The organism is Pseudoalteromonas sp. NFXS39, assembly GCF_040148775.1.
GTDB classification, from domain to species: Bacteria; Pseudomonadota; Gammaproteobacteria; order Enterobacterales; family Alteromonadaceae; genus Pseudoalteromonas; species Pseudoalteromonas apostichopi.
The window spans coordinates 662,797-683,239 of sequence record NZ_JAGDEC010000001.1; the positions used below are offsets into that span (position 1 = coordinate 662,797).

11 protein-coding genes are annotated in these 20,443 nt (G+C 37.3%); all 11 read right to left on the bottom strand.

Features of this window, described 5'->3' with window-relative positions; all coding sequences use genetic code 11:
• Positions 1–5 precede the first annotated feature (5 nt).
• The 11 genes from J3455_RS02840 to J3455_RS02890 all read right to left on the bottom strand — a co-directional run bounded on the left by J3455_RS02840 (position 6) and on the right by J3455_RS02890 (position 20,423).
• Positions 6–4,964 (bottom strand): AAA domain-containing protein, encoded by a 4,959-nt coding sequence (locus J3455_RS02840; protein WP_349560998.1) that lies wholly within the window; start codon positions 4,962–4,964, stop codon positions 6–8.
• Between the two features lie 349 nt (positions 4,965–5,313).
• Entirely contained in the window at positions 5,314–7,362 is a 2,049-nt protein-coding gene (locus tag J3455_RS02845; RefSeq protein WP_349560999.1) for a DUF262 domain-containing protein, read from the bottom strand.
• A complete protein-coding gene (locus tag J3455_RS02850; protein ID WP_349561000.1) occupies positions 7,355–8,920 on the bottom strand; it encodes a DUF262 domain-containing protein in 1,566 nt (521 codons plus the stop codon). Before J3455_RS02850 ends, J3455_RS02845 begins: the two co-directional genes overlap by 8 nt.
• A 40-nt stretch (positions 8,921–8,960) precedes the next feature.
• Positions 8,961–9,776 carry a hypothetical protein gene (locus tag J3455_RS02855; protein ID WP_349561001.1) on the bottom strand — a complete coding sequence of 272 codons (816 nt, stop codon included), beginning with the start codon at positions 9,774–9,776 and terminating at the stop codon, positions 8,961–8,963.
• 2 nt (positions 9,777–9,778) lie between these two features.
• Positions 9,779–10,255, bottom strand: coding sequence for a hypothetical protein (locus J3455_RS02860; protein WP_349561003.1), 477 nt, complete (start codon positions 10,253–10,255; stop codon positions 9,779–9,781).
• On the bottom strand, positions 10,256–10,906 hold the full coding sequence (locus J3455_RS02865) for a hypothetical protein (RefSeq protein WP_349561004.1): 651 nt from the start codon (positions 10,904–10,906) through the stop codon (positions 10,256–10,258).
• A 14-nt stretch (positions 10,907–10,920) separates the two neighbouring features.
• Positions 10,921–13,926 (bottom strand): ATP-binding protein, encoded by a 3,006-nt coding sequence (locus tag J3455_RS02870; protein ID WP_349561005.1) that lies wholly within the window; start codon positions 13,924–13,926, stop codon positions 10,921–10,923.
• Between the two features lies 1 nt (position 13,927).
• Positions 13,928–14,554: a hypothetical protein gene (locus J3455_RS02875; RefSeq protein ID WP_349561007.1), complete on the bottom strand. Its 627-nt coding sequence runs from the start codon at positions 14,552–14,554 to the stop codon at positions 13,928–13,930.
• Between the two features lie 15 nt (positions 14,555–14,569).
• On the bottom strand, positions 14,570–17,353 hold the full coding sequence (locus J3455_RS02880; RefSeq protein ID WP_349561008.1) for a hypothetical protein: 2,784 nt from the start codon (positions 17,351–17,353) through the stop codon (positions 14,570–14,572).
• A 276-nt stretch (positions 17,354–17,629) separates the two neighbouring features.
• Positions 17,630–18,733, bottom strand: a complete 1,104-nt coding sequence (locus tag J3455_RS02885; RefSeq protein ID WP_349561009.1) for a restriction endonuclease subunit S — start codon at positions 18,731–18,733, stop codon at positions 17,630–17,632.
• A gap of 109 nt (positions 18,734–18,842) precedes the next feature.
• Entirely contained in the window at positions 18,843–20,423 is a 1,581-nt protein-coding gene (locus J3455_RS02890; protein WP_349561011.1) for a type I restriction-modification system subunit M, read from the bottom strand.
• Between the last annotated feature and the right edge of the window lie 20 nt (positions 20,424–20,443).

Below are 20,443 nucleotides of genomic sequence, written 5' to 3' on the forward strand. Positions count from 1 at the left end.
AACGATTACACCGCCTCTTTATGCTTTTGAGAGGTTACATCAACGAAAGCAAAATCACCCAGGGCGTTATTTTCTTCCATAAATTTAATTACACGACCAAACGGTAAGTCGCTATTTTTTCCTTGCCACATTCTCTTATCACCTACAATGACAAGTCTGTCCATCGCTCGCGATAATGCAACGTTTATCCTGTTTGGCAATCTTAAAAAGCCTGAGCTTTGTCTTTGTTCAGAACGTGACACTGATAAGATAATTATCCGATTTTCTTTACCTTGATAACTATCAACAGTATCAATTTTCAACAGCGACATAAGTGACTCTGAAACTCCTGCTTTCTTAATTTTTTGTCGTATAAGCTTTTTCTGCTCCCCATACATACATATAACACCAATAGCTGCTTCACCTTCTTTTACTTGTTTACTAAGATTGCTAACAAACTCCTGATTTTCATCAACTTGCTGTAATAAATCCACAATAGCTTGAGCTTCGGCATCATTAAAAATACTTGTACCAGAGCCTCTTTGGTGATGTGCTTTTTTTCCTAATGAAGAAGTATCTAACCACGTTGTAGCAGCATCTAATGGGGGAGGAACATCTGCATAAATATCTGGAATTTTTCGTTCACCATTCTCAAGCTCGCCTTTATAAAAACATTGCGATACCAAAGTTCCAATGGTGGGAGCCATTCGGTATTGCACTAGTAATTTAGCGCCTATCTGCTCACCGTAATAAGAATTAAAAGCTCGAGCAAAGTCACTTTCAATTAACTCATCAACATCACTGCCCGATTTAATCCCTAACTTTCTAGCCAGTGCTTGCTTATGCGGCTCTGAATACAAAGGGGGGAGTTGTTGATGATCACCAACCAATAAAACCCTTTTACCAGCTTGCATGGCAATTGCCAATTCACTCGCTATTGAGCGTGCAGCCTCATCAATAATAACCCAATCATACTGGTTACTTGCAATATCTATATGCCAATTACCTATACCCACACAGGTACCAGCTACGAGTTGGCGAGACCGAGCAAAAAATTCATCTAAGTTTGCACTACCAGAATTCATTACTTTTAGCATATCTTTCGATAATGCTATTAAACGCTTAACACTATGAGCAACATTAGCCTGTACTGCATGCTCATAATTCAAGTTTTTAACTAAGGTATCGCCCACTGTACTTAAATCGTCGTGCCAATCTTTATTCGTTCTAATATCTCTAGGTAATCGACTATTAATTAAAGTTTTACGTTCGTTGATTTGCTTTTTAAGCTCTTTTTTATCTTTAGGCTCTAACTCTTTCTTCTCTAGTTCTTTTAATGCACTGAGTTGTTCATCAATAATCGAGAGAACTCTTTTATCTAGTTCTACAAACGCCTCTAAATATTCTTTAGGTGCTTTTAATGATTTAGCTAAAGACATTACACGTTTTTTTAAATGAGAAGAAAATTGCTCCGCTTTTTTATTAACCATATTGGGTGAAAACACATCTCGTAGCGAGCTAGAAACTGCCGCCTCACGGCTACTAAACCTCACCACATCTAACGGAGTATCCAATCTGCTACAGTGTTTTCGAATACGTTCTGCCGCAGTATTTACCGCCTCGTGAGATTGGCTAACTAATAAAATACGCTGCGTCCCTAGCTTTTCTACTAAGTAATGTACAAAAGCAGCAATAAACTCTGTTTTCCCTGTACCTGGAGGCCCTTGCAGCATTGAAAGCGGCCCATAACGTAATAACTTTTGAAACGCGATTCGTTGCTTGTCATTTAGCTTTATTGTGTTGCCATTATCGTCGGTTCTGTCGTAACGGGCAAAATCTTCGCTTGTAACATTGTGTTCGTAATCAATCGGATTGTGCTGGCAATCAGGTTCAAAATAGTCGGCTAAATTTTCAATAACAGAGTCGTTTTCAATTATGCGGGTCAACGCGTTTTTACGCTTAACAAAAGAAGATTTATCAGCCTTACTCCTAAAAAAGATCACATCTTCCTCTTTTAGTCTGTTAACTCGGTATGAAAAGCTTGAAAGAGTAACTTTATTTAATGCCGATTTTGATAAATTTACTTGCCCAATAACAAATTCATCATCGCCATCTACAACAATGGCCTCAACATCATCTTTTGCAGTAAAAGCGTCTAGCGGATCTTTGTCTGCTTCATATGGCAAAACAATAAACTCTTTGTTGTCTTTGTAAGCCATTGCTTCACTGGCAAGCTCAACATAAGGATGAGACTCCGACTCTGTTTGTATAATAGCTTTCCATAACTCACGTGTAGAAATTGGCTCAACTGCACTTTCATCAGCTTTAAGCTCTGAGCTAATTAATGGTTCAACGCTATTACTGCTCGTAGTATCAGCAGGTAAGTTGGTTTCTTTTCGTTTTAATTCAAACTGCTTAATCGCATTTTCAAAGCTATAAAGCTGCTTAATTCTACGATTTAAAGTACCTAAGTTACTTGCCCTACCTTGTGTAACTTTAATTGCAAAAGGCACCTCAAAGTCTGCACTAGTAATATCTCGTCTTGAAATACTCTCTCTTTTAATAGGCGGCATACCGTGTTCAAATTCAAACTGTGCTCTATTAAAAAATAACTTTTGTATCCCACCTAAACCGCAAAAATTTAAAACTAAGTCTGCTGGGTTTTTATTGCTTTGTTCAATTGATACATACAACTTACCGTTATCCGGATAAATAGTAATATCTTCAAAATCAGTTCGCGCGCCGCCAATCTCAATATTTATGGTTTCTGCTTTAACTTCTAAACTTTGTTCTGGATTTAAAAAAGCATCCTCAAAGCGCGTAAGCTCCTTAAAACCATAATCAACATCTTGTAGTTCTTTAATTATTGCGTTGCTTACAGCAGGATGGCTTGAGCTTTCTTCACCCCAGTCAATTCTCAATAACTCTGCGCATATTTTCATAACGGCAAAGTTATCTCGCTCAAATGCCGTGCAGTTTTCGCTATTTATAGGACTATATTCTGAATTGTATACCTCGTTAGCATCGTGATGAAAATCGAGTACATCAATAATAAAAATATCGCCGCCATTAACTATAATATTCTCTGGTTTTAAATCTCCGTGAGCAAAACCAAGTGAATGCATATGCCTCACATTTGATATAAGAGCTTTGGCAACAATATCTGCCCCCCTAAATCTCAAGCTTGTATCAAGGGTGTTTCCTTCAATCCATTGTGCAACCAAAAATAAAGCGCTATCTCGAGCGGTTATACCAATATCAACTATTTTTGGCACAAAACTCAAATTCAAGTTTTGTAGTTTTTCAGCTCGCTCTAAAAAAAACAGCGTTCGCTGGCCAAGCCCAGGGCTTATATCAGTTGGGTTAATATTGTTCCAAACCTTAACTAAACCACTCTCGGCTTTGTAAACTTCTTTACTATCAGTTTCTTTAATAAACTCAAGTTCAGGATGTAATCTGCTTATTTTGCTATGTTGTACAAAACGCTCAAGCTGATTACTAGAAAACGTAAATGCTTCTTCTTGGCTTGGCGCGCTATCAAGTAACGCATCAAATAACTCACCTGCATTAGCATAGCTTTTATCAGTAAACGCATTAAGCAATACAGGGCCAAACCACTCATCACAATCACTAAGCTGTTGTGCTATATTTTTTTCAAATTTAGGCGTTAAACGTTCAGCCTTAATAATTGCCCATGCAATAATGGCCAAACGAGAAACGTCATGAATATAAGGACTTCTGAAGCTTTCTTTCTGTTCATAAACCGAAAGCTCATCACGTATTTCACCAACCGTTTCTTTTTTACGCTCAAAAGCCGAAATAAAATTAGAAAGCGCTACACGCTGCCCTGTACTCAACCATACACTATGGCTGCCAATATCTCGGTGGGCCAAATGTAATTGGTGTAAATCTGCAAAGCGGGCAATTAACACTCTCACTAAGTTTATTCGCTCATCTATTGATAAGTTTTCCCCATAGGTAGTAATAAAATCGTTAAGGCGCTCTTGCCCTTCGGGTAGCTCAACTACCTCGTTGTATTGCGAGGTTATTTTGTCTTTAGATGGGATAGTAAGTGACGATACGCAGTGATCGTATAAGTCACGGTTTTCACGTTTTATTTTGGTTAATACTTCACGTTCACGCGATACTATTTTAAAGCGGCCATCCGGCGTTTTAGCCTCTATATTGGTTAATTTATCAAATTCCCAACGACGAATAATGGCATGATCGTTTTTATCCGACTCACTCTGCGCATAAAACTCTGTGTATATATTATTTGGATGTTTAAATATTTCATCTTGCCCAACCCAACCACCAACCGTTAATGGCTTCGATTCTACTTTATTAGCACTTAGTAACTGTTTTTCTAATAAAGGAATATCGTTAAGTAAAACGGCCGAATCAGGATGAGGCCTAAAACGCTCATTAAAAGCATGCTCATTGGTACATAACTTACAAAAGTCATTTAAGCTCATCGTCTCGGCTAAATCATTTTTTTGTAACTTAGTAAAATCACTCGTACCGGTCATAACCACTAATGGGTATACACGCGGTATATGCTTACCATTGCTAAACCTGCCCCTAAAAGGTTTGAGCAAATTATCTAACAAAAACTTTTTATTACGGGTTATTTCTACAGGCGACTTGCCTCTGTCATCATTACCAAAAAACCATTTACCATTATTTGAGGTAATAGGTTGTCCATTCCAATGCTTTAATTCAACAATTAAAATATTGCAGTGAGTTACAATCAGTAAATCTATTTCGCCTTGCTGATTTTTATTAATAAACCTAAAACCCGCATACCCTTTCCAGCCCTCATTAAATGAGGTTTTTAATGTTCTTAACGCCTCAAAACCTTGGCTTTTTTTATTATTTTTACCCTTGTTGCTTTGTTTTTTTGGTCCAGTTAATACATTTTTTATTTTTTCAATTGCATCTATTTCATGACGTTCAAGGCCGCCCTGCCAATATTTTATATCCATATTTACTTCTTATTGTTTCTAATTATTTAAATTGTAGTTACTTAGTTGCATTTAGCTTTGAGCATACAAATTTACAACTTTACTTTTATGTGTTATTAAATGCTCTTTCTAATATTTGCCAAGTTCGGTATTTGTAATTCACCTGAGATAGGTTGGGTAGCTAAGTATTTCTAAACTTTCAAGTTGATTTATATTTAATTACTCTATCAAACCTCGAAAGAACTACCACTAAAGGAAAAAGCATTTGTAAGCTATTAAGTACTTAAGTTGTCATGCTTAATACAGCTGACCCTACATTGAACTGACAGTTACCACCTCACGAATAGGTAACTGTCAGATCAAGTCTGAGCTAGTATACCGCATCGTAATGCTTTGCTAATGCACTTAACATGTCTTTTTGGTGTTCTTTTATTTGAGCTTCTTGCCAATCTTTTTGTTCATTTAATATTTTAAACATGGCTTTTAACTTTAAAGAGTCGTATCGAAGTTTTGCTTCAAAATCGACAAGCTTCTTCTTCACTGCTTGATTACTATATGAAGAGTTTTCACCAGGGCTTAATAAAACTAAATTTCCAAATGCATCTAAAAAGTCTCGCTCCAACATATTTTGGTATTCTTCATGCTGCGGGTAAACATGCTCAACAGAATTCTTAGCCGTGATACGATAGTTTTTGAATTGTTCCCGCTGCCTATCTGATTCTTGTTTCCACAAAATGTATTCCAGCTTCTGAAACCAATAATGCTCAAAACTCGTTCCTCTAGGTTTAACAAAATAATTTTCGTATGCCTGCCATGAGTAAACTTCCGGCTGCTGTTGCTTCGCTAGCTTGAAGCTAGCTGTTTTTTGAGTTTCAGACTTAGCCGCCAACGATAAGTCATTATCAATTTTTTCAAGCAAGGCTATAGCTTGTGCATCTTGAGTTATATTGTCTTTTATCAAACCTGCAATAAATGGGGTTATCCAATACTGCGCACTCCGCTCACCGGTAAAGTTACGCACACTTTGCAGCATTACTAATTCATTTATTTCTTTCTGAGTACGATTAATGTACCGCATCCCATTTGAATCACTTAAACTTATATTCGTTAAACGCAATTGTGCATCATCGCTATCGTCACGCTCAACCCACTTAACCACCCAACGATCAAACTGATAACGCACTTGCCACAAAGTTTTGATAAATTCTTTAACTTCGTCTTCACTCGCTGTAATGAGTGGCTCAAAGGTTTCTAGTAACTTGTCAGCATGCACGCGAGGAGCAACATCATTAGTGCCATCGCCTAGCTCAACAGCTCGGTTAGCCAAATAAATACGATAAGAATGGATAAGTAATAATGGAAAACCAATAATGGGACGACAATATACAGTTTCGGTGTCTAAATCGTAGGCGACATCACCTAACTCAATATTAGATTTATTATCTTGATTTCCTTCGCTACCACTTACTGTAGTTGAATTTAATTGTTCTGCTAGTTGCACAATGGTCAAGCTCTGCTTAGCTCTTTTACTAGCACTCTCATCTTTTACAAAAAGCTCCTCCTTAAAACAAGCCAAATGCTCTGACTCAATTCTATCCCACGGAGCCTTAGGAAAGACTTTACGCACATTGCGCTCAAAGTAATTTTCCATGTGTTCACACGCTAACCACATAGCATCGAATAAAACTTTATCTTTAGAAACTTGTTTAAGCAATTTTGATTTTAATATATCAGCCTGCTCAAGCTGTATGCCAGCAGTGTTCATGGTAGCGAACAAACGATTCAAGTCCATTTGAGAAGGCACTATATTATTCACCCATTGCACATTTTTAAAAATATAATCACCTAATAAAATACGTTCTTCATTTTTGAGCGCTTTCACTTGTTGCTCTAACACTTGTAACGCTGCATATATACGCTTTAAATATGGATTTTCACCAATCGCTTCTAGCCCTGGAAATACATAATCATCAAGGCCAGCTAAGCTACCTAATAAGTGCTGTACTTGATCTCGAATAGTAAATTGAAGTCTCGGCTGCTTTTTAAAGGCGGCTAAATATGCAATGGCTGAATCAACTTTTGCTATTTTAAAAGCAAGCGCAATTAGCATTAGCGTGGTAGTGCGTTGTTGTCCATCGATTAGCTCATAAATACCATTACCATCTTCATCTAGTTCTACTGAGGTAAGCACTGTACCAATAAAATAATTAGGCTCTTCCGCCAAACGAGCATCGTTAATATCGTTGAATAGCTTTAATACTGCTTCATCTGGCCAAACGTAGGGACGTTGATAACTCGGTATACTAAATTGATATTGATTCGTTTGAATGTAATTTAACGTAAGAACCTGCGTTTCAACGTGATGCTGTGTTATCTGATTTCCTTTATTATTAGCTTCACCTGAAAATACATTAGCCATTTTGGCCTCCTTGACTTGTGCGCTTGCTAATCTGATGCATAGCCATTTTTTCAGTGCCTAGAGGAAGAATGTAAGCATCTAACTTTGTAGTGTAAGTGTTTGCGAGCTCTTCTGCTGAAAGGCTATTAACAACGTCTAGTCCAAAGTTATTTAATACTTTATGTATAAAGCGTTTTTTAACGCTATTTTTATTAACAGCTAAATTAGCTGGGTCTGCTTTAAAGCTAAAACGGTCTAAATAATCAAAACACATGGCTGGTGTGTAGCTAGCTGTAATCCAGTCAAGTACAGGGTTATCGCGGACAAAGGCTGATATAGAGTTTTCTCTCACCGCTTTTTGATTGCTTACCCGAGGTGAGTAGATAACTCGGAACAGCTTCTTCGCTGCAATGTCTAACTGTTGTTCGCCAAATTGGCTAATGTATATAAGCAGTGCTGTATCGTATAACCCTTTTACATAACTACAACCCTCAAGCTGGCAGATCAGGTTTTGATAAAAATGAAAAAAGCTAACAAGAGTGTTTTCTGTATTCGTTGGAGAATGTGAAGTAACCTTTTTATAGTTAGCCTTATTATTAATTCCGCCCGTTAAATACTTACACCTTAATTGTTCAAAGTAGCTTAAATAATGAATAGTATTAATGCCGCTATTTAATGGCTGTCTCAGTTCATAACCTTGCTGTGCTTGTTTATCTATTTGTCCACCGTCTGGCAAATATGTACGTTTAAAGCGCCCAAAAGCAATATCTTCACCTTTACCCGTACTTTCGCCAAGTTCATTGACAACAGCACTTCTTACTAGATTAGGCTGGCGGTGAGAAGGTACATTACGGTTATAAAGTTTTTGCCAATAGCGCCCTTTAAGCAATGATCCAACAACGGGGTTTAAATCGCCTAATGCTTCCCATTTTGCAGCAAATTCATTTTGGTTTTGTCGCGCAATGGATCTGAGGTGATGTGCTTTAATAATGTCAGGTCCACTTAACCTAACACCACCAGTATTCTGAGTTTCAAAGAAGCGATAGGCATCGTCTTCGCTACGAGTAACAACTAGAGTTAAATTGATTTTATTGGCATCAAAAGTGGCTATTTGGCTAGCATTACTGGTTGTCGAGTATGCCTGTAACCAAGCAAGGTTTTTAACGATTTGTTGTTGTGATTCTGGCGAATCGTAGCTTAGGTTAAGAGCAAAGCCATGTGATTCATTCGCTTCGTTAACGCTATTAACCGTATAAGATAGATATTGCACATAGGAAATCAACGCTAAGGTTGTTAAACGTTGCTGACCGTCAATAATATTTAGCTGCCCACTTTCTACTGACTGATGCAAGATTACACTGCCTAAGTAATACCCATAGGCACTATCGCTTAGTGCTAAATCGCTTAAAAAAAGCTGATAGTCACTCAACAACTTTTTTATTTGCATTTCGCCCCAACGATAAGGTCGTTGATACTCAGGTATTGCTAACTCACCAGCAATTTCCGCTTTACTAGAACTAATAATACTTTTGCCACTGAATAACTGCGCTAAAGTACAAGATGCGACTTCAACTGACATAAAACTCCTTTTAAGGTCGCGCAATAGAAACTCTTGATAGTTAAAGCACCACTATAGATTGCTTTACTACTTTTCCGGTTTGATTGTTAACACAACCTCTAAGTAATAATGTTTGTATCGGCCCACTCATATTTTGGCTACTGTGATGTTTTACAAAATTTTGATTATCAAACACATCCCCCTCTTTAACTTGTTGTAGCTCAAACATTGGAAAGGCTAACTTAAATCGAGCAAATAATAACTCAAATAAACAAACTAATTTTTTATCATCTTGATTACTGCTATTGTTTATTTCAGCTTTAATATAGTCCCAAAGGCTAAATATAAACTTTTCTTGAGTTCCGCAAACAACCAACCCTTTTGGTGTCGTATCTTTGAAAATATTTTTAATTGATAGTTTAGTTTGTGACGAGAGCCCCTCATAACTCTCTTTAATCCTGAGGTCTTCGTCAAAATTATCTCTGTAAAAAGTAATCTTTCTCTTTAAGTCTTCATACAGGCCTGAGGTTTCTGCTAGTGCTTTTTCGTTTTTTTCAAAATCAGTTAAGGCCACTGATAAATTTTTCTCAAGGCCTGATTTTTCAACATTTAAAGATCTAATTACATCTTCACTTTCAGCTAAAGCAGAGTCTTTTAGCCCCAGCATAGATTTAAGCTTTGCATTTTCTTCTTTTAACGCATCATTTTCTGCCTGCATAGCACGGCACTCATTTTGATTTGGCTCTTCAACCTTGTTAGGCGATAAACTAATTGAGTGCTTTTCAGATTTTTCGAGTGTTATTGCCAACACTTTAGTTCTAACTTCCTCATCTTCTAAGAGAGCTAAAACCTCTGTTTTTAAATTATTCTTATCCATAACTAACCTTCCTTTTTAAGCTCATTAGTCTTTTTAAGATAATGAGCCTGTAAACCATTTGAACAGCCTTCTATCGCAGTACTTCTTGCTTCGCTGGTGCTATCATCTTCCATTACATCAAGTGCTTCTGGCTTATCACTTAAGGCTGTAGTGAGAATTTCAGATAAATTTGGGTAAAGTTTAATAAATGAAGAAATAGCATCTATTTGAGCCAACAGCCTATTTAATTCACTTTTCCCAGTCGCAAAGTCGTCTGCAATACAAATGTCAGGATCAACATCAAATGCCTCATCATCAGAAACTATAATAAATGCTAAACGTTCATTCTCAATGTACTCAACTTTACGTTTGAATTGTTCCCAATAATCAGCACTATCAACCCATAATTCACCCGAGAACCGAATATCCTCTAATTCGCCTTTAATAACTCTGCACGTTCTAATTTTGCAATTTTTATTTTCAACGTAAAAGTCTGTCATTTAATTACTTAGTCCCATTACTTTATTTTCAATTTCTTCTATCGATAACTCTGGTTCTAACTTTTGATATGCCTCTACTAAAGCGCCACTATGCTTTGTTGTTTCATCAAGAGTAAGCTCATCATTTAAATAAAGATCATAATCTTCTAGTTTTAAGTCATTCTCTTTGTAGGCTTTAATAGTGCTAACTATTTCTTTCGTTTCAAGCTCTTGCGAAGCCACCGTAGCCATAAACTCAGGCGTTACCACGGTATCTAATTTTTCGTTAATTCCCTTTAAAGTAATAGAAGCCCCTATAGAGGAACGAGCTAAAAGTTCTTTTTCATCTAATCTGTCAAATTTATCCTTATCAAAGGGAACATTATTGTTTAGGTGATTTATGTATTCATTGATTGAGTCAAAGTCTTCTGGTTTTTTTTCACTTAGAATCGCCTTTTCACCTAGCTCTTCGAGATTATCTTCTGGCCGAATAATACCTAACGAAACACCCACACTTCTAATTGCTTCTGTCACTTTAGTCGCAAGTGAAACACCCAAATTAGCAATACTAGTTGCTGACTTTACAAGGCTATTACCAATACGTGAGGCTGCACTACTTATCAAATTACAAGCACTGCTAACAACGCTAAACACACTACTCAAAAATCCCATAAATTTTTCCTTAGTTAAACGTTAATACTCTTGTTGGTTGATAGCGCATTTTTCTGCTCTAAAGTAAATGCTATTTCAGGGTTTATCTTGACCTCAGATAAGTAATGGCCTAAACAATTACTTCTAAAATCTAGCTCTTTTATATTTTCTTTTGACTCAGCAAGAGGTTTATAACAAGAGGCAAGAATATATTGGTGCATAAACTCAACGCCATAACTTTGAATGTAGTTACGTAGCGCGCTATTTGATTTTCGTTTCTTTAATGTTTCAACCCAAGCTAATAGCGGATTCCCCTGAAGAATATCCTGAATTACCTCACCTGAAGGAGGGCTTTCTAATAGTTCTAAACCTTTTATTAAACCTGACTTGTAATTATCTGCGTAATATTGAAGTGCTATTTTTCTAATATTATCGGGATCGACATCTGTTTCTTCTGTTGTGCTAACAAACTCTTTTATTTGTACTTGCAAAGGTTTAGTTGTGCCCGAGCTAGATAAAATCACGCGTCCCGGCTCAAGGTTAGATAAAAAGCCTTTTTGCTCGTCAGATAACGCCATAGTGTTCCCAACGGCTTCTTTATCATCTTGTGCAAAAAGTTTATGAATAATTTTTGTATTCGTGTTCTTTAAAACTTCTGGCGTTAGCTTATTTGGAATTTGATCAACAATGATTAGTGACTCCCCATACTTACGTACTTCAGCCAACATATCAGAGAAGGTTTCAACGCCCTGTTTTTTATTTGAGCTATCCCCTGCCTCAAATTTAGATAATAGCCTATGCGCTTCTTCAATTAGTGTAATGTGTCTAAACTTTTCACCACGTTTACGATACTCTTCGTGATTAGCACGTATAGCTTCATTTAGATTAGCTAAAACAAATCCCATTATTAAAGACTTTTCACTTGGGTTGCGTATCTCTTCAAGTTCTAAAATTACATTGCGTTTAGCTAAATCTCTAAAGTTTATAGACCGCGGTGTATTTAGCATTTGGCCTTTAGAACCTATCAGTAATCCTTGTAAGCGGGCTTTTATTGACCCTACATAATCCTGTTTTAATCTATCATCAAAGCCCTGTTCACTTACAACGACCTCTGTCATATCAATTAATTCTGCGAGTGTAGGAAACGCATACACACCAGGCGCAAATGGGTTTTGATAATAGCTATTTTTAGAGTTAGCGATATTCCAACCTTTCGCTTCATAGCACCGATAAATAGCAGCTTCTATTAGTTGGGGTATTGCGGCTTCCATGTCAAAAGCCGACTCTATGCTCGCCTTTATCATATCAACTCTAGAGGTAATATTTTCATGAGGGAAAAACTCAAAAGGGTTTAGCCTGAAAGGCGCAACATTGTCATTACCCAAGGTAAAAATTAAAATGCTGTTATCTTTTTTTGTTAGTACTCGGTATTCTGTTTTAGCTGGCTCAATAACTAAAAAAGGCATTTGAGCTGAGTGCAATAATCGGTGGCAAGTCGTCGTTTTACCACTGCCTGTAACACCTGCTATAAACGTATGTTTGTCTAGGTCACGCTTATCTATACTCACCTCTGTTCTTTGCTTTAAACCACTTTTAACTAAGTTACCCAAAAAGAGTTTGTTTTCATCACTGGCCTGTTGCGTCATATTCAAACCAAACTCAACTTCTTCTTTTAAAGTTAACCCCACGACTTCTTTTTGAGGTAAGCCAGCAACAACACTCAATTCATTGGTAGAGAGCCAATTACATAAGTATCGGTTGAAAGGATTTTTAGAAAGCAAAAGATTTAACTGATGAATATTTTTATCACTTCTCGCAACATCAGCGCTTGCTGCTTGCAATGCAGGCAATTGAAAATTCTTTAATGTAGAAATTTCATTTTTAACGGTCAATTTTTTAAGTTGTAAAGGTGACTTATTTGCCTCTTCACCCGAAAATATTGATTTTGCAGTATTTCCTAACTTTAAAACACTGGCCTCAGAGTTAGATAATAAGTAAATATTAGACAAATAAAGTCCTTTATTTTTGCCTATTTGAATACGCTTTAATAATACCTCATCAATATAACTCACCCAGTCCTGTAATGTTTTATCGGAAAACTCTCGAGATTCACTAGATGAGCTACCTGTTTGCTCCGATGTATTTGTTCCTCGGTTACTGCCTGTAGCCGTTGATTCTGAAGTACCTTTAGTCGTACTTTCATTACCATTTATATGGCGATTGTGGTCGCTCTCAGAAAAACCTGATGATGACTGTTTACTGCCTTCAGTGTTATTGGTCCCTTTGTTTGTAGTAACCGATTTACCGGTATTAGTTGTTATAGATTTACCATCATTTGTACTGGTTGTTTTAGTGGTACTAGAACCTTCCGAGGCTCCTTCAGTCTTAGCCTTATTTGTTCCGTCTTGAATACTTTTTTTAGACAAAGGCAATAGTTTGTCATAAATTTCATGTAACTGTCCTTCAAGTTCATTTACTTCAGCCAATGAAAGTGGGTCAGCCAGAACAGCCAAGCAGAATCTATCGCCACTCATTATATCAACCAATCGATCAACACCTTGAAACTGTTCGTTATCTTCATGAACACTTGGTACACCTTCAAGCTTTGAGACTTTAGAAAAAGCATCAACGTCGCTTTTAACTTGCTTTCGTTCATATTTATCGAGCTTTTTAACTATGCTTCCTCTAAAGTTTCCCTCTAAAGAGGGCTTTAAAATACTCTCGCCTATATCGTCAACATCAAGCGATAAATCCCCTTTGTAACGTTTATCTTTTGCAATACCAAATAAAAACTTAACACTTTCTCCATCGCCAATAAGTAAATAAAGAAAAAGAATGCCTTCAATATTTAACGAATTTAAAACATTCTCAAACGCCTCTTTCCGAGGTAGATCTTCATCAAAGGTAACTTCTTTTATGTGATAAAGTGAAAATTCATGCTCAGCTAATACAAATGGCTTTTCGATTGCTGGTACTTGCACTTTTCTCTCAACACTATTTGCTTTTAAAAGCTCAACAAGCGATTTTTTTATCCGTGCCACTTTAAAAGTCCTTCATTACTGCTTGTTCAGCTTCTTGTTGAGTCATTGTTGGTTCAGCATTTTTATAAGCACTAACCAAGCAATCACTATGTTGTTTAGTTTCATTCAATGATAACTGCCCGTCACTGTAAGCTTCTATTTGCTCTATATTTAGACCACTGTCTGAATACGCTTTAACAATCTCGAAAACCACTTTCGAGCCTACACCTATCTCAGCTACTTTATTTAAAAATGGTAAAGAGATATCGGTCCTTAATTCAGTATTTAAGGCTTGCAGTAAAATGGCACTCCCTATTGCCTGACAAGCTAAAACATCTGTTGGCTCATCAGTAAGCGCTACTTCTGTTACATCATTACGTAAGTAATCGATATAATCATTAATTTGATTAAAGTCCTCAGGTGCTTTATCTGCAGAGATAGCTTTAGCGCCAAGCTCATTAACACTTTCATTCGGTTTAAGGACGCTAGATGCAATGCTCAACTGCTCGATAACTTGAACCACCTTAGGTAAGTTTTCACCTACTGTTTTTAATACTATAGGTGCGGTCCTAGCTATCATTGGGCCTAAGGTTGCAGCTAATTTGCTAAATGCAGTTATTAGCGTAGGGATAAGTGCGGGTACTAGCATATTATTCCTTAAATATTATAAGTCTAGGCTTTGAGGTTCATTTAGATAAGAGTTACTTTTAATATCCTGCTCATCTGCTATCACGTACTCAATCTGAGTAGGTGATATAATTCTTATGTAAACCATTGCTTCATCATCGGTTAAATCAAGTTTAACACTCTTCTTTTTAATACTGTCATCTGCTACAAGTACATTCCCCGTACTTGAAGTAGGTTGTTCTGAGTAATAAAGTTCAAATTTTTGATACCCCGCATCAATAAATTCTATCCATTCATTAAACTTATTTTCGCGGTCAACAATTGGTTTAAATTTACCTTTCCTATTTTCTCCCAAATAGTATTTAAACCGTATATCCTCACCATTAACATTACGGTCAATTACTTTGATATTGCCGCCTTCTCGTGACTCAATTAGGCCAAAAGCAACACCCGTTTTGCCCGTTGGTTTTTCAATATCCGTTTTATCTGCACCAAGTGGTGCAAATAATTCAAAATGACTTTGCTCGTTACTTCCAATTTCTTCATCTTGCAGCGCAATATGCTTTTCAAATAATGATGTCACGTAGCTTGATTGGCTTGAATTACCAGCTAAAAATATTTTTACATTATCTATATCATTAAGCTGTGCTTCACTGTGGCTAAATGCCAAACGCAAAGCATCAAAAAAGTTTTCAACCCCTCGTTCAATGCGATCTGAAAGCAATTGCCTTAACTCTTCTTCATCAACAACTAAGCTGAATGCTGAATGCTGAATGCCACTGCTATCGGTTAGCGTAATATTTAAAGTGCTTGATGAATCAATACTGAAATCTTCATGCTCCTCCCAAAATGGGCGAAGCGCAATACACAGCTTCTTCGTATTGTTTTTGGCTTCTTGTGAATAACTTAATAACTGCTCACTTCCTGGAAACGCATCTTTTTCAGGGTGTTTCTCAAATTGAATACCGGCTTCTAAAAGTGCAACCTTATTTTTCTTAAATACTTCAAACGCCAAAAGCTCAAGTAAATTTTCGCCTCCTAAAAATTTGTCTCCTCCTGCGCCAAAATGTTCTATCACATAGTCAAAACGGCGCTCTTTGGCACCTTGAGCCTCTCTAAAAATACCAAAGTCAAAGTCAGTGGTACCGCCACCAAAGTCAAATACACCATAAAAAATACGCTCATCGTCTACAGGGTCAAAGTTATGAGCTTTAAATGCTGTTAGTGCGTAAGCTGCAGGTTCGCTTGCCCCTTTTGTTACTGTTAACTGCTCAATGGCATCAGCGCCGAGCTCACTCGGTAGAGATTTTTTAATGCCTCTTTCAAAGCTATCGATTATTTTATCGCGCACTGGCATTTCGTAAGTCACAGGAAATGAAAGAATGTAATCCATAAAAATGCCGTTATTTAAATTGTTAATATACAAACCTAAATAGTAGGCATAAATTTCAATCGGGTTAAAGTCATCCTCTGTAAGTTCTAAAAACGGGGGTAAGTCAATCACTTTACCTTGTTGACCAACTACTTTTAGTTTTCTGTTTTTATCGCCTGCCCACTGTTTTATTTCATCTAAAAAGGTATTGAATTTACTAGAGTCCGTTCCTTCCAATGCATTTTTTGCTGTATGTGAAATGGTTAAATCTTGCCAGCGTGTATAAGGCTTGTTGGCTTTTTCACTGTAAGCAGTAATAAACGTGTCAAGGTCTCTAAATTCCATAATTGTTGGGTTTTCATAATGATGAGCTTGTATATCTTTGCTTAAATCCCCTGTTCCAATACGCATTGGATGTATATTCACATTATCTTTTTGATACACCACAACAGTACTTTTTGTGCCAAAGTCAATTGCCACAACACCATCATTAATACTCGATTTTGGATCTCGTGCAACCATAGGGATGGGTAAGTCAATAACTTGCTCACCATCACTCTCAAGCTTCTCAGTCCATAAAGACCAATGACCAAGCTCGGTATCTTCTAGTATTTTTTTTTGATAAGGGGCAATATCAGCACGAATAAAGTCATCTAAAAGCAATGTGTTAGTTATATTTTTCTGTATAAGTTGTTCTAAAATCTGTGTTTTATCTCTAAGCTTTTCAACCGCCGCTTTATTGTTGTAATTTAGCGCAACAATTAAAGCTTTATACAATTCATTATCTTTGAGTTTAAATGGAACAAAGCCATTGTATATAGCATTAATAAACACTCCTTTACCGCCATTCTCAGCCACATTTCTCTGAGGTAAATATGGTAAACAATGACCTGAGTTAGTATCTTTAAGGTATGAGCTATCACAATCAAATCCTTGCACCTTATTTTCATTTTTATATAAATTATAGTCAGAAAAGCTATAGCGACCGTTAGAAATTTTAAAAGGTGTATTAGATAAATTAGTTAAGCAATTTAAAGTTGATAAGCTTGGCACATCCCATTCATTAAACGCATCTTCAAGCTCTAAATTTATAATTTCAATAACATCTGCATAAAGCTCCCCTGAACTAAAACTGCCATTTTTATTGAAATTTTTTATTTTATCTTCGCAAAGCATCCAAAAACCTTTGGCATTCTTATCAAAGAAAATATCGCCTTCAAAAATTACCCAACGGTTTGCGTAGAATTCACTCTCAACGATCGAAAAACATGAATTTAAAGCGTTAAGTAATGGCTTTTTTTTATTAGTTTGGCCATTTATGAACGCAGCAATTTCTTCTTGCATTGTTGTATCTAAATTCGCCACCATGTTCTCAAACGACGCATCCAACCCTTTTTGTTGTGCTTCTTTATTTGACAGTGTCCATTGAGAAATTATTTTTGTATCCATTGTTTATCCTTAACTAAATTTTTATCCCGAAAATAACCTATTTAGCAGTTACATATTGCAGAAATTTAAGAGAACCAAACTGCTAAATAGGTTACTAAAATTTTAATGCGAGTTGATTTTCACATGCTTGTGATTAATGCACTCGGTGATAGAGGCGGCTGTGTGTCGTTTTGATACACGTTTACTGGTGAAAGTTGTGTCATTGTCAAAATTAAGTGAGTGTTTATGTGTATTTGTCATATCAACGTCCTTCTTATTCTTGTTTTAAAGTAAGAGCTATAGTTCGCCAGCAAAAGCTTTTTGGCTAAGGGAGTTAAATAAACTTTCTGACTCATCACAACTAGTCGAAATAGTTTTAGAGCGTTCAAAACAGTGTTTGACTATCTCAGAAAATTTTTCAATCTTGGAAAACTCTGGCAATGAAAATTCAAACCCAGCTAGTTCTGTTTTATTTAGCTTTGGAATATTTGCTCTTGCTGGTAATGAAGATACGTAATTATCAAAATAACCAGACAGGAGTATCATCCAAATAAACTCACGAGTAACCTTTCCTTGAACTGGTTTGACTGGATACATATCAGCGGAACACATTGCCCTAAAGTCAGGCAGAGCAACTTTTCTCAAATAGGGACGTATTTTAGAGTAAAGAATATATTGTTCATCAAATAAGAATTTCTTGCTAATTAACTTCTCTTCTCTGGCTGTTAAAGCTGGTAATAGTTTACCAGTGCCCTTTTCAATACGATCAGGTCCAATATGCAATAGATCCAAATATTCTTCTTCACGTGGGTCTACCATCTTTGCATCCAGAATGGATACATCACCAAATTTAGTTACATTAATACTACGCTGTAAATCAGCTCCGAACATATCTAGGAAGACGCTGCGGAGGAAGTCGTCGGCGAGGTCGATGGCTTGTTGGCGTTTGCGGCGCACACTGTCGGCTTTATCTAAAATCGCGGCGATGCGTTTTTGTTCTTCGAGTGGTGGAAGTGGGATTAGCTCGTCGTGAACCAAATTCCTATTTAATGTCGGAACTCCAGCTCCTTCGACAAACCTTTCAAGTTTAAAAGCTTGGAGCATGTAATATACCCACTTAGGATAGTTACCATGAAAATCAGTGACATACAATGCTGTATTGAGAGGCCAGTAGTCCTCTTCAGTATAATGAACCTTTCCGATAGTTCCTGAACGACCAGTAATGACTCCGGGAGCTTGAATTTTCACTTCATTATGAAAACCATTTTGTCCATTTGCAGCGTATATTGGAACATCGCCTTCAACCCTGTTCTTTGTTGGGAGGTCATACCCTCTTTTAAGAGTCGCAACTTCTTTTAGAGGTACAAGAGGCCAACCTGCTGAGTTAGTGAAGAAGCTCACAGCATCTCCTCCAGCTCTTTTAGAGTCGTTCCTGCGCTTCCATGCGCCCACGACATTAGTGCTTCCTGCACGTCATCAGCGGTAAATGACTTAAAATCAACTTTCGTCATTACAACATCTCCTCAAGTTGTTTTAAGTCATTTAGAATTTCATTTTCTAAAGATACTAACTTGCCCAAGATTTCTTTTGGTGGTTCATATTGCTCTTCTTCGTAAACCACTTCTTTATAACGGTTGATGGAAAGGTCATATTTATTTGAGGTGATGTCTTCTTTGCTTACCCAAAACGCTTTTTGGGTTTTATCATTAGCGTCTGTTTCAGCAATGGCTTTATCACGGGCTTTAAACTGGGCAACCAAATCTGGCAAGTCATTGTCTTTAATCGGTGTGCGTTTATCATCTAACGAAAAGCCATCAGATTGCACGTCATAAAACCATACATGGTCGGTAGTACCGCCTTTTGTGAAAATCAAAATCGCCGTTGACACACCTGCATACGGTTTAAATACACCGCTTGGCAGTGAAATAACCGCTTCAAGCTGGTTGTTATCGACTAACAATTGTCGCAATTGCTGGTGTGCTTTTGATGAGCCGAATAATACACCGTCAGGGACGATAGTGGCTGAGCGACCACCCACACGTAACATGCGCTCAATTAAGGCGACAAACAGCAACTCGGTTTTTTTGGTTTTTACTTTACGAAGTACCTCAGGGCATACGTCTTCTTCGTCTAAGCTGCCTTTAAATGGCGGATTGGCAAGGATAATGTCCATGCCTTCTTTTGCCTCGTTTGGAAAGCGCTCAGCAAAACTTTGGCTTAGGGTATCTTGGTAATGTATGTCGGGCTGTTTAATGCCATGCATCACGAGGTTCATGGCGGCTACACGTAACATAGTGGCGTCAAAGTCAAAGCCGTGGAACATGTCGGTATCTATGTGTGTACGCTGCTCTGGGTCGATTAGATCGCCTGAGTACAACAGGTTTTCTAACGGTTTGCCGTTGCTATCAAGTAATGGATTGCCGTCTGTATCGTATAAAGGCTCGCGTTCAATCCCTTCAGCTGAGGTGTATTTTTCTAGCAGGTATTCGTAAGCGTTAGTTAAAAAGCCGCCGGTACCTGTTGATGGGTCACAAATGCGGCTAGTAATACTTGGATCCATCATTTCGACCATTGCACGAATAATATGGCGCGGTGTTCTAAACTGGCCGTTAATGCCAGCCGTGGTTAACTTACTTAATAGATATTCGTATAAGTCGCCTTTGGTGTCTGAGTTTTCAAGTGGCAAGTCGTTGACCATTTCAACTGCTTTAACAAGTAAACTTTGTTTTTGGATCATCAGTTGCGCGTTTTTCATAAACTCGTTAAAAATTGCACCTTCGGTTGACTCGTTATCGCCAGCTTTTGAAAAGTACGGGAATAGCTCATCTTTTACTAATTTATAAAGCTCCTCGGCCCCTAAATGGCGAAAGTTTTGCCAACGTAAGTGTTGCTCGTCATCATTAAAACGGCGGGTAAATGGTTTATTAGTACGGGCACTGCGTTTTTCGTCAGCTTGCTCGCTCATATCAAGCATACGGGCGTACATTAAAAAGGTGATTTGCTCAACTACCGTTAACGGGTTAGTAATCCCACCGGTCCAAAATTCTTCCCAAAGTTTATCTATTTTGCTTTTAAGTTGACCTGTGATCATTAATATTCAATTCCTAATGC

Excerpts from the sequence above, each read along its gene's own strand:
- J3455_RS02840 (WP_349560998.1), bottom strand. The coding sequence starts at position 4,964 with ATGGATATAAAATATTGGCAGGGCGGCCTTGAACGTCATGAAATAGAT.
- J3455_RS02845 (WP_349560999.1), bottom strand. The coding sequence starts at position 7,362 with ATGGCTAATGTATTTTCAGGTGAAGCTAATAATAAAGGAAATCAGATA.
- J3455_RS02850 (WP_349561000.1), bottom strand. The coding sequence starts at position 8,920 with ATGTCAGTTGAAGTCGCATCTTGTACTTTAGCGCAGTTATTCAGTGGC.
- J3455_RS02855 (WP_349561001.1), bottom strand. The coding sequence starts at position 9,776 with ATGGATAAGAATAATTTAAAAACAGAGGTTTTAGCTCTCTTAGAAGAT.
- J3455_RS02860 (WP_349561003.1), bottom strand. The coding sequence starts at position 10,255 with ATGACAGACTTTTACGTTGAAAATAAAAATTGCAAAATTAGAACGTGC.
- J3455_RS02865 (WP_349561004.1), bottom strand. The coding sequence starts at position 10,906 with ATGGGATTTTTGAGTAGTGTGTTTAGCGTTGTTAGCAGTGCTTGTAAT.
- J3455_RS02875 (WP_349561007.1), bottom strand. The coding sequence starts at position 14,554 with ATGCTAGTACCCGCACTTATCCCTACGCTAATAACTGCATTTAGCAAA.
- J3455_RS02880 (WP_349561008.1), bottom strand. The coding sequence starts at position 17,353 with ATGGATACAAAAATAATTTCTCAATGGACACTGTCAAATAAAGAAGCA.
- J3455_RS02890 (WP_349561011.1), bottom strand. The coding sequence starts at position 20,423 with ATGATCACAGGTCAACTTAAAAGCAAAATAGATAAACTTTGGGAAGAA.